Source organism: Clostridium puniceum (assembly GCF_002006345.1).
GTDB lineage: Bacteria > Bacillota > Clostridia > Clostridiales > Clostridiaceae > Clostridium > Clostridium puniceum.
This window is the reverse complement of sequence record NZ_LZZM01000082.1, coordinates 1-1,869: the sequence shown is the minus strand read 5'-3', so window position 1 is coordinate 1,869 and position 1,869 is coordinate 1. Positions and strand designations below refer to the sequence as shown.

Genomic DNA, 1,869 nt, shown 5'->3' with positions numbered 1-1,869 from the left:
TGGTTCTTTCCAATGTTAGTTGAATTTTAGGTATTCGAGATTTAGAATTTTGCTTCTTAACAAAGCAAAACTACATCTGCCATACATAATGCGCTTAATTACCTTTAATTTATTTACACTACCTTCCGCTAATCCATTATTATAATCATAAATTATTGCATTTTTGACAGCATTTATATCTCTTTTAATTCCATTAATAAATGAGTTAATTTCTCCAATATTTAAATTTGAGGCTCTATTTAACCAATTATCTAATTTTTCAGAGATTTTATTCTTTAATAGTGTTCTAAAATCAGAAACTATATCAATTATTTCTTTATAAACTGGAAACTTTTCATATACTTTATTTAAAATCATAGGTGTTAAACCTTTAATTTTATCAATAGGATTAAAAAGCAGTTTTATAAGTGATTTTCGTTCAATTAGCATATGATCTGTCTTATTATAAGAATTATTTTTATGATTATAAGTTAATAAATTCTTTCTTTGAGACATATAATTTCTAATGGTGGATGATGAACCTATATATCCTTGTTTTCTAATTTTTTCTAAAATTTGTGTTGATGTTGCCCCTAAATCAATCATTCCGTCTATATATGAAATATATGTATCTAATATACTTTTTCTTTTCATTCCTGAATTGCCACTTATCCCTGTTGTATGGGGATTTAAATATTTAGTCACAGTCCTTCTATCGAGGTTTAAATTTTTAGCTATTTCACTTACAGAACAATAATTATTTTTCATTTTTCTAACTTTATTGATAAGTTCCTGTTTAATTTTCAATCGCTCTTCTTGTATTAAGGTGAGTTTATTCTTACAATAATAATTTATATCATTTCCGTTTAATTTGAGTATCTTATTTAATGTTCTTATATCCATATTTAGAGTTTTGCAAACTTCTGTTTTAGTATGTCCACTATTAATCATAGTTAGTGCTTTTAAAGCTCTTTCATGTTGCGAGATATTTTTATTTTCATTGACACAAAATTGAGGCTTATTAGATGTATCAACGTTTTTATCAATCACTATTTGAGGTTTAAAGAATTTAGTTAAGTAATCTTTACAATATGTAGTTAAGTTTTTCAATAAATGAAATCTATCACTAATTTGAATAGCTTTAGGATGTGCTAAAGAGATAGCATTATTATACGTTATAGAACCATCTCTCGAAACTATTTGCATATTAGGATAAGTTTTTAGCCATTTTGTAACATCATTAATTTCTCTAGAAAATATCATATCAATGACTCTATGTGTATCTATATCAATCATTATTGTGCCATATGTTTGTCTCTTTCTTATAGCAAAATCATCAATACAAACTTTAGTTATACTTTCTTTATTGATTATTACTTCTTTCTTTTTTTAAAAGATTACAAATTGTACTTTTACCTACATTTGCAACGCTTCGCTTTAAATATTTAGATGCAGTTATTGAACTTACATTTAAAGATAAACTAATAATCTCATTTTCTAAGCGCTTAGTTTTCTTGTCTTTAGGCGCTATAAATTCAAATTCTTCTGCAAAAGTCTTATGATTACATTTAGGATTATTACAAAACATTTTTCTATTCTTTAAAACAATAAGAACTTTTTTACCTTGAATTGGTAAGTCTTGAAAGCTTTTTGAATAGTGGGAATGAACTTTAACTGATATCTCTTTACAAAAAGGACAAGTAACTTCGTGTCGATTAGAAATAGCATGTACATATATAGTGTCATTAATAATTTCATAACTAATAAAATTAAGGTTTTTATCTAAAAGTTTAATAAAGTTATCCATTAAAAATCCTACTTTCAAAATAATAAATCTCTATAATAATATATCAGATTAAATAGAAGTTCAACTAACTATGGAAAGAACCA

Annotated in this window: 2 protein-coding genes; both read right to left on the bottom strand. The window is 25.0% G+C overall.

From position 1 onward, the window contains the following. Nucleotides 1–15: 15 nt before the first annotated feature. On the bottom strand, nucleotides 16–1,335 hold the full coding sequence (locus tag CLPUN_RS06625; RefSeq protein WP_278281607.1) for an ISL3 family transposase: 1,320 nt from the start codon (nucleotides 1,333–1,335) through the stop codon (nucleotides 16–18). A 7-nt stretch (nucleotides 1,336–1,342) separates the two neighbouring features. Then, nucleotides 1,343–1,786, bottom strand: a complete 444-nt coding sequence (locus tag CLPUN_RS06620; RefSeq protein WP_077846534.1) for a transposase family protein — start codon at nucleotides 1,784–1,786, stop codon at nucleotides 1,343–1,345. Between the last annotated feature and the right edge of the window lie 83 nt (nucleotides 1,787–1,869).